The organism is Pseudomonas sp. PvP028 (assembly GCF_017832255.1).
Classification (GTDB): Bacteria; Pseudomonadota; Gammaproteobacteria; order Pseudomonadales; family Pseudomonadaceae; genus Aquipseudomonas; species Aquipseudomonas syringae.
In genome coordinates this window covers 1306788-1321833 of the sequence record NZ_JAFIBL010000001.1, presented here as the reverse complement: position 1 = coordinate 1321833, position 15046 = coordinate 1306788, and the positions used below count along the sequence as shown (strand labels likewise).

Genomic DNA, 15046 nt, shown 5'->3' with positions numbered 1-15046 from the left:
CGAGCAACTGCCCAGAATACGTCGCTCATTTGTCCTTTTGCCGTAGAGCTCCGTCACCATGCAGCCGTCCGCCCTCAAAGAACTCTGGATCATCCTGCGCCTGGCGGGGCCGCTGATTGCGTCACAGATGGCGCACATGCTGATGGTCTTCACCGACACCGTGATGATGGGCAAGATCGGCCCGGAGGCCTTGGCCGGCGGGGGTCTGGGCGCTGCCACGTACAGCTTCGTGTCGTTCTTTTGCGTTGGCGTGATGGCCGCGGTCGGCACGCTGGTTTCGATCCGTCATGGTGCCGGCGACACCGAAGGCGCGACCCGTCTGACCCAGGCCGGTCTGTGGCTGGCCTGGGGCATGGCGCTGGTTGCCGCGCTGTTGCTGTGGAACCTCGAACCCATCCTGTTGCAGTTCGGTCAGGCCGAAGCCAACGTGCATATGGCGGCTCAATTTCTGATCACCCTGCCCTTCGCCCTGCCCGGCCTGCTCAGCTTCATGGCATTGCGCGGCTTCACCAGCGCACTGGGTCGTGCGGGGCCGGTGATGACCATCAGCCTGGCCGGTGCGGCAGCCAACTTCGTGCTCAATTACGCATTGATCCATCAATGGCTGGGGCTGCCCAACCTGGGGCTGATGGGCATCGGGCTGGTCACCGCGATCGTCACCAACTGCATGGCCCTCGCGCTGGCGCTGCATATCAGGCGGCATCCGGCCTACACGGCGTACCCGATCAGAAAAGGGCTTTCGAAACTGTCGCGCAGTCACCTGGGCGAGCTATGGCGTCTCGGTTTGCCGATTGGCGGCACCTATGCAGTGGAAGTCGGGCTGTTCACTTTTGCGGCGTTCTGCATGGGCGCGATGGGCAGCACGCAGATGGCGGCGCACCAGATCGCCCTGCAGACCGTGTCCATGGCGTTCATGGTTCCGGTGGGGATGTCCTACGCGGTCACCATGCGTATCGGCCAGCATTATGGAGCAGGCAACCTGTTGATGGTGCGCATGGCCGGGCGTTTGGGCATCGGTTTTGGCGGCTGTGTGATGCTCATGTTCGGGCTGCTGTTCTGGCTGGCGCCGCACCTGGTCATCGGGCTGTTTCTGGACATCAATGACCCGGCGTTTGCCGAGATCGTGGTATTGGCCACAAAACTGCTGGCCATTGCCGCCTTGTTCGAGTTTTTCGACGGCACCCAGACCATTGCCATGGGCGCCATTCGTGGGCTCAAGGATGCACGCACCACCTTCCTGATCGGCCTGGGCTGCTACTGGCTGATCGCCGCGCCTGCCGCGTGGTTGCTCGGTTTCTCTACCGATGCCGGTGCTTCAGGTGTGTGGTGGGGGCTGGCGCTGGGCCTGTTCTGCTCGGCTGTGGCGCTGACTTATGCGTTTGAATGGAAGACGGCTCGGCTGTTGCGTAGGGATGCAGCCGGGGTGGCGGTGCCGGGCTGATCCGGCGCACCGTCACCCGGACCTGGATGTATCTGCGTGCGCGGCTTGCGAACGCAGATAGGTCACCAGTTCTTCCACCGGCAGCGGCCGACTGATCAGATAGCCTTGCACCTGATTGCAGCCAAAACTGCGCAGCAACTCCAGTTGCCCGGCGGTTTCCACACCCTCGGCGACTACCTCCAGGTTCAAGTTGTGCGCCAGATTGATCATGGCGTTGACCAGCTTGCGGTTCTCTTCGCGTAACTCCATCTGCCCGACAAAGCCCATGTCGATCTTGAGTAGCGCGATGGGCAGGCTGTTGAGGTGCATGAACGACGAATAGCCGGTGCCGAAATCATCCAGCGAAAAGCGCACGCCCAGTTGCCGCAATGCATCCATGGTCTGCCTGACCTGATCGCTGCGCCGCATGACGGCGGTTTCGGTGAGTTCGAACTCCAGCCAGCGTGGGTCGACATTGTGTTCCGCGATCAGGCGATTCAAGGTCGGCAGCAACTGGCTGTCCTGAAACTGCCGGAACGACAGGTTGATCGCCATGTGCAGCGGGGCAAAGCCTTGTTCGCGCAGGGCCTGCATGTCACGCAATGCGCGGAAGATGACCCAGTAGCCGAGCGGCACGATCAGGCCGCTTTGCTCGGCCAGTGGCACGAACTCGCTGGGTGGCAGCAGCCCGCGCTCCTGATGGCGCCAGCGCACCAGCGCTTCCAGGCCGACGATACGCCCGCTGTCCAGGCACAGACGCGGCTGGTAATGCAGTTCCAGCTCATCGCGGCGCAAGGCGCGTCGCAGTTCACCTTCCAGGTCGGCGAGGCTGCGGGCGTTGCGGTTGATGCGCTCGTCGAACAGGTGATAAGTGCAGCCCTGCATGCTCTTGGCCTGACGCATGGCGATATGCGCATGCCACATCAGCGGGTCGGCTTCGGGCTGGGCCTGGGAGTGAGCGATGCCCAGGCTGCAACCCAGAAGCAGGCTTTCGCCATCGACCCAATAGGGTTCGGCCAGCACGTCGGTGATACGTTCGGCCATTTGCAGGGCGCGTTCGGGGGCTGTTCGGGTGTCGATCAACAAGGCGAATTCGTCGCCCCCCAGGCGGGCGATCTGATCACCGGCATCGAGCTGGTTTTTCAAGCGTGCCACGACTTGCAGGATCAGTCGGTCACCGGCCTGATGACCCAGTGAATCGTTGGCGCGGCGAAAGTTGTCCAGGTCCAGATGCCCCAGCGCCACGCTGCCGCCTTCGCTCAGGCGAGCCGAGAGCAGCGCCTGAAAACCCTGGCGGTTGGCGATGCCGGTCAACGGGTCCTGGCCGACCAGGCGTCGCAGGCTGTCTTCCAGGCGACTGCGCTCGTGGACATAGCGCAGGCAGCGCCGAAGCGTGTCACCGGTCAAGGCATCGCGCACCAGCCAGTCACTGACGCCGGTCGGTCCGACCAGTGGTTCGGTCTCGAGCAGCACCACGGTAGGCAACAGGCAGGCCCCGGTCCTGGGCTGCAGATCAGGCGTGGTCAGCAGCACGGTATTGCGCTCGTTAGCGTAGCGGGCACTGAAAACGTCCCAGTTCGCGCCATGCAGAAGTATCACGTTGCCTCCCGGCGCAGTGAGGCAGCCGCTAAGCAGCGCCTGCCAGAAAGGCTCGTGCGCCAATAACAGCAATCGCAAGGGTTCGACAGGTGTAGGCAATCTAACTTCCTAAGTGCAAAGGAAAAACCGGTGGCCGCTCTCTCGCAGGAGCGCGACAAATACACGTATCGCGCGTCGCGGCGCAAATGTAACAAAAACAGAAGAATTAGATAGCAGTCACTGTCTGACGACGATGAGCACTGCACAAAACCGTGGGCCTGTTAAAATGCCCGACCTTTTTTGCAGACGACTCTTCATACCGCCATGTCCCGACTCAATCCCCGGCAGCAGGAAGCCGTGAACTACGTCGGCGGCCCTCTTTTGGTGCTCGCCGGTGCCGGTTCCGGCAAGACCAGCGTGATCACCCGCAAAATCGCGCACCTGATCCAGAACTGCGGCATTCGCGCCCAGTACATCGTCGCCATGACCTTCACCAACAAGGCCGCGCGCGAGATGAAGGAGCGGGTCGGCACGCTGCTCAGGGGCAGCGAAGGACGTGGCCTGACGGTCTCGACCTTCCACAACCTGGGTCTGAACATCATCCGCAAAGAGCACACGCGGCTGGGCTACAAACCGGGCTTCTCAATCTTTGACGAAACCGACGTCAAGGCGCTGATGACCGACATCATGCAGAAAGAGTATTCCGGCGACGACGGCGTCGACGAAATCAAGAACATGATCGGCTCGTGGAAAAACGACCTGATCCTGCCCGCCGAGGCGCTGGAAAACGCCCGCAACCCCAAGGAACAGACCGCTGCCATCGTCTACACCCACTATCAGCGCACGCTCAAGGCGTACAACGCGGTGGACTTCGACGATCTGATTCTGCTGCCGGTCAAGCTGTTCCAGGAACACGCCGACATCCTGGAAAAGTGGCAGAACAAGGTGCGTTACCTGCTGGTCGACGAATATCAGGACACCAACGCCAGCCAGTACCTGCTGGTGAAGCTGCTGATCGGTACGCGCCATCAGTTCACCGTGGTGGGCGACGACGACCAGTCGATCTACGCCTGGCGTGGCGCGCGGCCGGAAAACCTGATGCTGCTCAAGGACGACTACCCGTCGTTGAAAGTGGTGATGCTGGAGCAGAACTACCGTTCGACGAGCCGTATTCTGCGCTGCGCCAACGTGCTGATCTCCAACAACCCGCACGCCTTCGAAAAGCAACTGTGGTCCGAGATGGGCCACGGCGACGAGATCCGCGTTATCCGCTGCCGTAACGAAGACGCCGAGGCCGAGCGGGTGGCCATGGAAATCCTCACCCTGCACCTGCGCACCGACCGCCCGTACAGCGATTTCGCCATTCTGTATCGCGGCAACTACCAGGCCAAACTGATCGAGCTGAAATTGCAGCACCATCAGGTGCCGTATCGACTGTCGGGCGGCAACAGTTTCTTCGGCCGCCAGGAAGTGAAGGACCTGATGGCTTATTTCCGTCTGCTGGTGAACCCGGACGACGACAACGCCTTCCTGCGGGTGATCAACGTTCCGCGTCGCGAGATCGGCTCGACCACGCTGGAAAAGCTCGGTAACTACGCCACCGAGCGCAAGGTGTCGATGTACGCCGCCACCGACGAGATCGGCCTGGGCGAGCATCTGGACAGCCGATTCACCGACCGTTTGCAGCGCTTCAAGCGCTGGATGGACGGCGTGCGCCAGCAGTGCGCGCAGAACGATCCCATCGCCGCGCTGCGCAGCATGGTCATGGACATTGATTACGAGAACTGGCTGCGACAGAACAGCTCCAGCGAAAAGGCTGCCGATTACCGGATGAGCAATGTCTGGTTCCTGATCGAGGCGTTGAAAAACACGCTGGAAAAGGACGAAGAAGGTGGCATGACCATCGAGGAAGCCATCGGCAAGCTGGTCCTGCGCGACATGCTCGAACGTCAGCAGGAAGAGGAAGACGGTGCCGAAGGCGTGCAGATGATGACCTTGCACGCCTCCAAGGGTCTGGAATTCCCTTATGTGTTCATCATGGGCATGGAAGAAGAAATCCTGCCGCACCGTTCCAGCATCGAAGCCGACACCATCGAAGAAGAGCGCCGCCTGGCCTACGTGGGCATCACCCGCGCGCGGCAGACCCTGGCCTTCACCTTCGCCGCCAAGCGCAAGCAGTACGGTGAAATCATCGACTGCGCGCCAAGCCGCTTTCTGGATGAGCTGCCCCCGGACGACCTGGCCTGGGAAGGCAATGACGACACCCCTACGGAAGTCAAAGCGGTGCGCGGCAACACCGCGCTTGCCGACATTCGCGCCATGCTGAAACGCTAGCCGACACCCTATTGATCATTTATTGCGCAATGGCGCAGCCAAGGAATTGAAGTGGAAGCACTGCACAAGAAAATTCGCGAAGAAGGCATCGTGTTGTCCGATCAGGTGCTGAAGGTCGATGCGTTCCTCAACCATCAGATCGATCCGGCGCTGATGAAGGAAATCGGCGACGAATTCGCCCGACTGTTCGCCGACGCTGGCGTGACCAAGATCGTGACCATCGAAGCTTCCGGCATCGCGCCGGCAGTTATGGCAGGCTTGAACATGGGCGTGCCGGTGATCTTCGCCCGCAAGCACCAGTCCCTGACCCTGACCGAAAACCTGCTGTCGGCGACCGTGTACTCATTCACCAAGCAGGTGGAAAGCACCGTGGCCATCTCGCCGCGCCACCTGAGCAGTGACGACAAGGTGCTGATCATCGACGACTTCCTGGCCAACGGCAAAGCCTCGCAGGCACTGATCTCGATCATCAAACAGGCCGGCGCCACGGTGGCCGGGCTGGGCATCGTGATCGAGAAATCCTTCCAGGGCGGCCGCGCCGAACTGGACGCCCAGGGCTATCGCGTTGAATCCCTGGCGCGGGTCGAATCCCTGGCCGGTGGGGTTGTGACGTTCAAGTAAGGCTCCCGAGGGCGGACGCGGAGCGTCCGGAAAGGCATACGACGCGGAGCGCCGCACGATAGTTGCGGTTATCGTTCCGCACGCTCCAGCATGGGAATGCCGTTCGTGACGCTCTGCGTCATAGCGTCCGTGCGTCAGCGCGGAATCCCCAGGGCACGCAAACGTCGATACAAAGTGCGCTCGCTCAGTCCCAGTTCTCTGGCCAGTTCGCTGCGCGAGCCGTTGAACACTCGCAGCGCATGGGCGAGTTTTTCCAGGCTGTCGTCCTGCTGGCGGTACGTCACGCCACCCGCCTCGCCCTGCCCACGTACTTCGGCGGGCAGATCCTGCGCGCGAATGATGCCGTCATCGGTAAATAAACGGGCGCGTTCGAGTATGTTGCGCAGCTCGCGAATGTTGCCGGGGTAGCTGTACAAACTCAGCAGCTTCATGGCCTCGGCGTCGACACGCGGCGCGGCGCCAGGCGCGATGCGTTGCAGCAGGCTATCGATCAGCAGCGGCAGGTCTTCACTGCGTTCACGCAGGGCCGGCAGGCGAATCGGAAAGGCGCTGATGCGGTAAAACAAATCCTGGCGAAAGCTGCCGTCGGCGACCATCTCCCTGAGCGGTTTATGCGTGGCGACCACCAGCCGAAAATCCGAGTGCACCGTGCGCAGACTGCCCACCGGACGAAAACTGCCCGACTCAATCAGCCGCAACAGCTTGACCTGCATGGCGAGCGGCACTTCGCCGATCTCATCAAGAAACAACGTCCCGCCATGAGCGGCTTCGGCCAGACCGGTCTTGCGCTGCAATGCGCCAGTGAATGCGCCCTTCTCATAGCCGAACAGCTCGCTTTCCAGCAGGGTTTCGGTAAGCCCGGTGCAATCGACCACCACCAGCGGCCCGGCGGACCTGGCGCTGCTGGCGTGCAGTGCGCGCGCGAACAATTCCTTGCCGGTGCCCGACTCGCCCTGCAGCAACACCGGAATCTGCGCGGGCGCAGCGCGTTGCAGAGCGCCCAGCACTTCTTTGAACGCCGCCGAGCGCCCTACCAGCCCATGTTGCTGCGGCTGGACGGATGCCACCGCCACCGAGCTCAGTCGCTCGACATAAGCGATCACCTCACCCTGATCGTCGAGAATCGGCCGCAGCTCCACATCCACATGCTCGGGGCCGCGCGGCGTGTGATGAATGTGCAACAGACGCTCCGGAAGCCGTGTTTCATGGGCCTTGCGCATCGGGCAATGCTCACCGGCCTGATCGCACGGCACCGCAAACTGATGCGACACCCGATAACACTTCTCGCCCACATGCGGCGTGCCTTCGACGCCGAACTGGCGCTGGTAGGCAGTGTTGGCGGCAATGATGTTGTAGTCGGTGTCGAGCACGATGGTCGGTCGCAGATCATGTTCGAGGTATGACACCAGCGACTGCATGCGACTGCCGGGAAAATCGGTGGCGATGAGGTTCATGGGTGCTCCTGTGGACTGGGCGCAGCTTAACCCATTCGCCTGCCAGCTTGTGCCACTGACTGCCAAATGACTGCCAGAATGTGGCAGTCAGCGAATTGCGGCAGGCCATCGAGGTGTTTTGAAAAACCGCAAAACGCCCCGAATTTATTAGCCTTAACAGGCTTTACAGTGATTGGCATGGTTATTGAGACATCATGGCAACGACTGCCAACCGTCCGGCCTGGCCAAATGGGCCTTGAGGCGATTTACAGCCACAGGAATTGCACATGATCATCGGTGAAAAACTCCATGTCGAAGCGCTCTTCGACACGCATACCTGGACCATCAGCTATCTGGTGATGGACCTGCACAGCAAGCAATGTGCGCTGATCGACAGCGTGCTCGATTACGACCCCAAGTCCGGCCGTACCAGGACCGAGTCTGCCGACCGGATGATCGAACGGGCGCAGGCGCTGGGCGCCTCGGTGCAGTGGATTTTTGAAACCCACGTGCACGCCGATCACCTCTCGGCAGCGCCGTATCTGAAACAGAGATTGGGTGGGCAAATTGTCATCGGCAGCCATATCACTGCCGTGCAGGAAACCTTCGGTACGCTGTTCAACGCGCCGTCTGACTTTGCCCGCAATGGCAGCCAGTTCGATGTGCTGCTGGAGGACAACGCGTCGTTCGCCCTCGGCACGCTTGAGGTCAAGGCCATGCACACGCCCGGACACACGCCGGCGTGCATGAGTTACCTGGTGCAAGTCGGTGACGCCACGGTCGCGTTTGTCGGCGATACGCTGTTCATGCCCGATTACGGCACCGCTCGTTGCGACTTCCCGGGTGCCGATGCGCGCACGCTGTATCGCTCGATCAAGAAGCTGTTGGCGCTGCCGCCGGACACTCTGCTGTTCATGTGCCACGACTACCTGCCCAATGGTCGGAAGCTGAAATACATGACCACGGTTGCCGAACAGCGCGCCAGCAACATCCATGTGCACGACGGGGTGGATGAGGACGCGTTCGTCGGCATGCGCGAAGCCCGTGACGCAACGCTGGACATGCCGGTACTGATGCTGCCTGCGGTGCAGGTCAACATGCGCTGCGGACACTTTCCCGAGCCGGAAGACAACGGCGTCGTCTACCTGAAGATCCCGCTCAATGCCCTTTGACCGCTGCCCGCCTTGGAAAACCCTGTGATGAATGCTTCGACAACAACCTGTCAGATCCTGATCGTCGGTGGCGGTGCTGCCGGTATCGCTACTGCCGCAAGCCTGCTGGCCCGCGATGCTACCCTGCAGATCACCCTGGTCGACCCCGCCGATACCCATTATTACCAGCCCGGCTGGACCATGGTCGGTGCGGGGATCTTCACCCCGCAGTCGACGGCACGCAGCATGGCCTCGCTGATACCCACAGGCGTGCAGTGGATCAAGGCTGCGGTCGCGACCTTCGAGCCGCAGCACAATACGCTGACGCTGGCCGACGGCCGTGTGCTCGGTTATCAGCAACTGGTGGTCTGCCCCGGCCTGAAGCTGGACTGGTCGGCTATCGACGGGCTGGTGGAAACGCTCGGGGCCAATGGCGTGACTTCCAACTATCGCTATGACCTGGCGCCCTACACTTGGAAGCTGGTGCAGAACCTGAAACAGGGGCGCGCGCTGTTTACCCAGCCGCCCATGCCGATCAAATGCGCCGGTGCGCCGCAGAAGGCCATGTACCTGTCCTGCGATCACTGGTTGAAAAGCGGCCGTCTCGCGCAGATCAATACGCAGTTCTACAACGCCGGTGGCGTGCTGTTCGGTGTCGCCGACTATGTCCCGGCGCTGATGAAGTACGTCGAGCGCTACGCCATCGACCTCAAGTTCAGCCATCGGCTGGTCGCCGTCGACGGGCCTGGCAAGCGCGCGACCTTCATTCGCACGCAGGCCGATGGCAGCAGCGAGACCGTCGAGCAAAGCTTCGAAATGTTGCACGTAGTGCCGCCGCAGATTGCCCCTGACTTCATCCGCAGCAGCCCGCTGGCCGATGCCGCAGGCTGGGTGGATGTCGACCCTGCCACGCTGAAGCACCGGCAGTTCGCCAATGTTCATGGTCTGGGCGACGTCACCAATACCAGCAATGCCAAGACCGCTGCAGCGGCACGCAAGCAGGCGCCGGTGGTGGCCAACAACGTGCTGGTCGCGCTGGGTCGTCGGGATGGGGCAGCGGTGTATGACGGTTACGGCTCGTGCCCGTTGACGGTCGAGAAAGGCCGCATCGTGCTGGCCGAATTTACCTATGGCGGCAAGGTTGCGCCGAGCTTTCCGCGCTGGCTGCTGGAGGGTCGCCAGCCGACCCGACTGGCCTGGTGGTTGAAAGCGCGAGTGCTGCCCGCGCTTTATTGGCATGGCATGCTCAAGGGCCGTGAATGGCTGGCCAAACCGCAAAAGGCTGACACCCGGCATGGATGAGCATCAGTTGCTGGGCGTTGGTCTGGGGACCGTCATCGGCATGGTACTGGCGCTGACCGGCGCGGGCGGCGGCATTCTCGCCGTGCCGCTGCTGGTCTTCGGTCTCGGCCTGTCGATTGTCGAAGCCGCGCCTGTCGGTCTGTTGGCCGTAGGGCTGGCGGCGGGGATCGGTGCGGTACTGGGGCTGCGTCAGGGCATCGTCCGCTATCGCGCGGCCGGGTACATCGCCTCCATTGGTGTGCTGATGGCGCCTCTGGGCCTATGGCTCGCTCATCGACTGCCCAATACGCCGCTGGCTTTGGTCTTTTCGGTCGTGCTGCTGTACGCCTGTGGACGCATGTTCATCAGGGCCAGCCGCGAATTGCGCCACGGCAAGCCGGCGCCGCGTGCGGAAATACTGCCCTGCGTGCTCAACCCGCTGCAGGGCCGCCTGCGCTGGACCATGCCCTGCCTGCGCGCACTGACGCTGACCGGCGTGGGCTCCGGGTTGCTGTCCGGGTTGTTGGGGGTGGGCGGCGGGTTCGTGATCATTCCGGCGCTGACCCGCTACAGCGACCTGGACATGAAGAGTGTCGTGGCGACGTCACTGGCCGTGATCGCCCTGGTTTCGATGGGCAGCGTCATTACCGCGTCACTGAGCGGGGTGATGCACTGGGCGGTCGGTGCGCCGTTCGCGCTGGGTGCAGTCATCGGCCTGGTCATCGGCAGACAAGTCGCCCGCTACCTCGCCGGCCCACGCCTGCAACAGCTGTTTGCCGTATGCGGCATCGTCGCGGCGTTCATGCTGGCGTTGTCCGTGCGATAACAGCCCGAGGACGCAGAGCACGCGGAGCATGGGAACGATAAGGCTTCTGCCCGGAGGGCGTAGGAGCGAACTTGTTCGCGAAGGGGTCGGTAGAATCGCCGAAAATACATCGACTGAAACACCGTCTTCGCGAGCAATGCGGATCGCCGCTCCGGTCGCTCCCACAAGAGTTGTGTATAACGATAAGCACCTGCGCAGGCTTAAAGCTTCTGCCAGACCTTCGGTTTGAAGAACAGCGTCTCGCCCTTGGTCAGGCCCACCAGGCTGTCGTGGTCTTTCACCACTTCGGCCTCGATCAGTTCGCTCTGCCCTTCCACTTTCAAGGTGACCCGCGTCGTCGCGCCCAGCGGGCGGATGTCGCGGACTTCGGCGGCGTGGTGGTCTTCGATTTCCTGGCGGGACAGCGACACCTCATGCGGACGGAACAGCAGGTGACCCTCCTCGCCCAGGCTCAGGCGATTGGAGTCGCCGAGGAAGTGGTAGACGAAGTCGTTGGACGGGTTCTCGTAGACCTCGCCCGGCGAGCCGATCTGTTCGATCACGCCCTTGTTCATCACCACGATGCGATCGGCCACTTCCATGGCCTCTTCCTGATCGTGAGTCACGAACACCGAGGTCAGGTTGATGTCTTCGTGCAGGCGCGCCAGCCAGCGACGCAGCTCTTTGCGGACCTTGGCGTCCAGCGCGCCGAACGGCTCGTCCAGCAGCAGCACTTTTGGCTCGACCGCCAGGGCGCGGGCCAGGGCAATGCGCTGGCGCTGTCCACCCGACAGCTGCTCCGGATAACGGTCGGCCAGCCAGTCCAGCTGCACCATGTTCAGCAGCTCATGGACCTTCTCGGCGATGCGCGTTTCGTTCGGGCGCTCGCGCTTGGGCTTCATGCGCAGGCCGAACGCGACGTTGTCGAACACCGTCATGTGGCGGAACAGCGCGTAATGCTGGAACACGAACCCGACATTGCGATCACGCACGTCGTGGCCGGATACATCTTCGCCATGGAACACGATGCTTCCGTTATCCGGGGTTTCCAGACCGGCAATGATGCGCAGCAGAGTGGTCTTGCCGCAGCCTGACGGGCCGAGCAAAGCCACCAGCTCGCCACTCTGGATGTCCAGACTGATGTTGTTCAGGGCCTTGAAGGCGTTGAAGTTCTTGCTGACGTTACGGACTTCGATCGACATGATTATTCCTCCGCCGCGTTATGGCGCAGACGGTTAATGCGGGATTCGCTCCACTGCTTGAGCAGCAGGATGAATAGCGCCAGGATCAGCAACAGGCTCGCCACGGCAAAGGCGGCAACGTGGTTGTACTCGTTGTAGAGAATTTCGACGTGCAGCGGCAGGGTGTTGGTGACGCCGCGAATGTGCCCGGAAACCACCGACACCGCGCCAAACTCACCCATCGCCCGCGCCGTACACAGCACCACGCCGTAGATCAGGCCCCATTTGATGTTCGGCACCGTGACGTGCCAGAACATCTGCCAGCCGTTGGCGCCCAGCAGCCGTGCGGCCTCTTCTTCCTGAGTGCCCTGCTCCTGCATCAGCGGGATCAGTTCACGTGCAACGAAGGGCACAGTGACGAAGATGGTCGCCAGCACGATGCCCGGCAGGGCAAAGACGATCTGGATGTCGTGATCCTGCAACCACGGCCCGAATAGCCCCTGCGCACCGAACATCAGCACGTAGACCAGGCCGGCGATGACCGGCGATACCGAGAACGGCAGGTCGATCAGCGTGACCAGAATGCTCTTGCCGCGGAACGAGTATTTGCTCACGCACCATGCGGCGCTGACGCCGAACACCAGATTGAGCGGCACCGAGATCAGTACCGCGATGACCGTCAGCTTCAGCGCCGACAGCGCGTCCGGCTCGAGGATGGCGGTAAAGAACGCGCCCAGACCGTTTTTCAGGCCCTGGGATACCACGATGAACAGCGGCAGGCCCAGAAACAGGGCGAACACCAGCCAGCACAGGCCGATCAGGATACGTCGCGACACCGCGCTGCCACGACGTGCAGCGTTGGCAGAGGCGGCGGCTGAAACAGATGAATAAGACATGTTCTGCGCCTCCTCAGGATGGGGTTTCAATGCGCCGCTGCAGCAGGTTGATCAGCAGCAGCAGAATGAAGGACACCACCAGCATCATCACGCCGATAGCGGTTGCGCCGGTGTAGTCGTACTGGTCGAGCTTGACCATGATCAGCAGCGGCAGGATCTCGGTTTTCATCGGCATGTTGCCGGCGATGAAAATCACCGAACCGTACTCGCCCACGCCACGGGCAAACGCCAGGGCGAAGCCGGTCAGCCAGGCAGGCAGCAACGCCGGCACGAGGATGTGGCGGAACACCTGCAGGGGGCGTGCGCCCAGGCAGGCAGCGGCCTCTTCGACTTCGCGGGGGATGTCGGCCAGCACAGGCTGCACGGTGCGCACCACGAACGGCAGGGTGACGAAGGTCAGCGCCAGGGTGATGCCCAGCGGGGTGTAGGCGATCTTGAAGCCCAGATCAGCTGCGAACTGGCCGACCCAGCCGTTGGGCGCGTATAGCGCGGTCAGGGCGATACCGGCCACGGCGGTCGGCAGGGCGAAGGGCAAATCGATCATCGCATCGATGATCTTGCGGCCGGGGAAGGTGTAGCGCACCAGCACCCAGGCCAGCAGTGTGCCGATCACCCCGTTGATGAGGGCTGCGTAAAAGGCGGTGCCGAAACTCAGCTTGAGTGCCGCGATCACGCGAGGTGCCGTGATGATGGTCCAGAACTGATCCCAGGTGAGCTGCGCAGCATGTACGAACATGGCGGCCAGCGGTATTAGCACAATCAGACTGAGGTACACCAAGGTGTAGCCCAGCGTCAGCCCGAAGCCGGGTATGACGGGGGAGATACGACGCGACATAAAAGTCCCTGGTTTCACTTGCACGAAGCCCGGAGGTCAATCCGGGCTGTTTGGCCAAACCTGCGATGCCGCTCGTGCGGCATCCTCATTCGGCTTATTGCGCCTGATAAATCTGGTCGAACACGCCGCCGTCATTGAAAAACTTCGGCTGCGCAGTTTTCCAGCCACCAAAGTCTTTGTCGATAGTCACCAGATCCAGTTTCGGGAATTGCTTCTCGTACTTGGCGGCCACTTCGGCATCACGTGGACGATAGAAGTTTTTCGCGGCAATTTCCTGACCTTCCTTGCTGTACAGGTGCTTGAGGTATTCAGTCGCGATTTCGGTATTACCTTTCCGCTCGGCGTTCTTGTCGACCACGGCAACCGGAGGCTCGGCAAGGATCGACAGCGACGGTACGACGATGTCGAACTTGTCCTTGCCGCCGTCTTCTTTCAACGCCAGGAACGCTTCGTTTTCCCATGCCAGCAGCACATCACCCTGACCGTTGTTGACGAAGGTGATGGTCGAACCGCGTGCGCCGGTATCCAGAATCGGCACGTGCTTGAACAGCGTCTGCACGTATTCCTTGGCCTTGGCTTCGTCACCGCCGCCCGCCTTCAGGCCGTAGGCCCAGGCGGCCAGGAAGTTCCAGCGCGCACCGCCGGAGGTTTTCGGGTTGGGCGTGATCACCGAGACGCCTTCCTTGGTCAGGTCGCCCCAGTCCTTGATGCCTTTCGGGTTGCCCTTGCGCACCAGAAACACGATGGTCGAGGTGTACGGCGTGCTCGCGTCCGGCAGGCGGGTCTGCCAGTTTTCGGGCAGGGTCTTGCCGAGCTTGGCGATTTCGTCGATGTCACCGGCCAGTGCCAGGGTCACCACGTCGGCGCGCAGGCCGTCGATCACGCCACGCGCCTGCTTGCCCGAGCCGCCGTGGGATTGCTTGATCTCGACCTTGTCGTCCGGATGTGATTTTTTCCAGAAATTGACGAATTCTGCGTTGTAGTCCTGATACAGCTCGCGGGTCGGATCGTAGGACACGTTGAGCAGTTCGTAATCCTTGGCGACAGCCGAACCTGCGAAAACAGCACTGGCCAGAGCAGCCAGCGCAAAACGGCGAATGGACATAGATTGAAGCTCCTGGAAATACGGTGTGTCGGCTTTTTTGATTTCTTCTTGGCGCGTCAGAGCGGCATTCGCACGGGCGCGCTGCTTTTTTTCAGGGGGGTATCAGGAGTCAGGATGAAACCCTCCGGTTGACCAGTCGGGTGCTTGCCGCTTCAGCTCTGCTTGGCAGGGTTCTGCAAACGAAACTTTTCCTTGCGCTCGATCTGCACCACCTGTGCGTTGTGCACGGTGATTTCGACGGCACCAAAACGCAGGTCACGCAACGCACTCTGAATTTCACGCAGAATGGCTGCTTCGTCCTGACCGTCAACACTACGTAGAGATGCGCTCATTGTCTTATTCCTTGAGAAGTGAGAGGCCTGCCTTCGCGACTGGGGGCGATGGCGTATGGCAGTGAGGCAATAAT

Annotated in this window: 13 protein-coding genes; 6 read left to right on the top strand and 7 right to left on the bottom strand. The window is 61.6% G+C overall.

All coding sequences use genetic code 11. From position 1 onward, the window contains the following. Positions 1-58: 58 nt before the first annotated feature. Positions 59-1441: a NorM family multidrug efflux MATE transporter gene (locus JOE34_RS05905; protein WP_010423201.1), complete on the top strand. Its 1383-nt coding sequence runs from the start codon at positions 59-61 to the stop codon at positions 1439-1441. Between the two features lie 12 nt (positions 1442-1453). Here the strand turns inward: JOE34_RS05905 and JOE34_RS05900 are convergent, their stop codons facing one another. Next, positions 1454-3118: a bifunctional diguanylate cyclase/phosphodiesterase gene (locus JOE34_RS05900; protein ID WP_209995287.1), complete on the bottom strand. Its 1665-nt coding sequence runs from the start codon at positions 3116-3118 to the stop codon at positions 1454-1456. Between the two features lie 204 nt (positions 3119-3322). Between JOE34_RS05900 and rep the strand changes: the two genes are divergently transcribed. Then, positions 3323-5332, top strand: a complete 2010-nt coding sequence (gene rep, locus JOE34_RS05895; RefSeq protein ID WP_003318412.1) for a DNA helicase Rep — start codon at positions 3323-3325, stop codon at positions 5330-5332. Positions 5333-5383: 51 nt separating this feature from the next. Next, positions 5384-5953, top strand: a complete 570-nt coding sequence (locus tag JOE34_RS05890; RefSeq protein ID WP_003318411.1) for a xanthine phosphoribosyltransferase — start codon at positions 5384-5386, stop codon at positions 5951-5953. 134 nt (positions 5954-6087) lie between these two features. Here JOE34_RS05890 and JOE34_RS05885 read toward each other — a convergent pair whose 3' ends face one another. Further along, positions 6088-7407, bottom strand: coding sequence for a sigma 54-interacting transcriptional regulator (locus tag JOE34_RS05885; RefSeq protein ID WP_074955135.1), 1320 nt, complete (start codon positions 7405-7407; stop codon positions 6088-6090). 266 nt (positions 7408-7673) lie between these two features. On the opposite strand from JOE34_RS05885, the gene JOE34_RS05880 reads away from it, so the two are divergent. The 3 genes from JOE34_RS05880 to JOE34_RS05870 are packed head-to-tail and all read left to right on the top strand — an operon-like array spanning position 7674 to position 10644. Continuing rightward, a complete protein-coding gene (locus tag JOE34_RS05880) occupies positions 7674-8558 on the top strand; it encodes an MBL fold metallo-hydrolase (RefSeq protein WP_003421590.1) in 885 nt (294 codons plus the stop codon). 27 nt (positions 8559-8585) lie between these two features. Further along, the gene (locus JOE34_RS05875) at positions 8586-9839 is read left to right on the top strand and encodes an FAD/NAD(P)-binding oxidoreductase (protein ID WP_003421591.1); all 1254 of its coding nucleotides are present in this window, start codon (positions 8586-8588) and stop codon (positions 9837-9839) included. After that, positions 9832-10644, top strand: coding sequence for a sulfite exporter TauE/SafE family protein (locus tag JOE34_RS05870; protein WP_003421592.1), 813 nt, complete (start codon positions 9832-9834; stop codon positions 10642-10644). The genes JOE34_RS05875 and JOE34_RS05870 overlap by 8 nt, the downstream gene beginning before the upstream one ends. Before the next feature lie 200 nt (positions 10645-10844). Here the strand turns inward: JOE34_RS05870 and JOE34_RS05865 are convergent, their stop codons facing one another. From JOE34_RS05865 to oscA, 5 genes are all read right to left on the bottom strand, one after another. Beyond that, positions 10845-11825, bottom strand: a complete 981-nt coding sequence (locus JOE34_RS05865; protein WP_209995286.1) for a sulfate ABC transporter ATP-binding protein — start codon at positions 11823-11825, stop codon at positions 10845-10847. A gap of 2 nt (positions 11826-11827) precedes the next feature. Continuing rightward, complete coding sequence (cysW, locus tag JOE34_RS05860; RefSeq protein ID WP_003421594.1) at positions 11828-12700, bottom strand: sulfate ABC transporter permease subunit CysW; 873 nt, start codon at positions 12698-12700, stop codon at positions 11828-11830. 13 nt (positions 12701-12713) lie between these two features. Then, positions 12714-13535: a sulfate ABC transporter permease subunit CysT gene (gene cysT, locus JOE34_RS05855; RefSeq protein WP_003421596.1), complete on the bottom strand. Its 822-nt coding sequence runs from the start codon at positions 13533-13535 to the stop codon at positions 12714-12716. 94 nt (positions 13536-13629) lie between these two features. Then, a complete protein-coding gene (locus JOE34_RS05850; protein WP_003413883.1) occupies positions 13630-14640 on the bottom strand; it encodes a sulfate ABC transporter substrate-binding protein in 1011 nt (336 codons plus the stop codon). 152 nt (positions 14641-14792) lie between these two features. Next, positions 14793-14972 carry a sulfur starvation response protein OscA gene (gene oscA, locus JOE34_RS05845; RefSeq protein WP_003318679.1) on the bottom strand — a complete coding sequence of 60 codons (180 nt, stop codon included), beginning with the start codon at positions 14970-14972 and terminating at the stop codon, positions 14793-14795. Between the last annotated feature and the right edge of the window lie 74 nt (positions 14973-15046).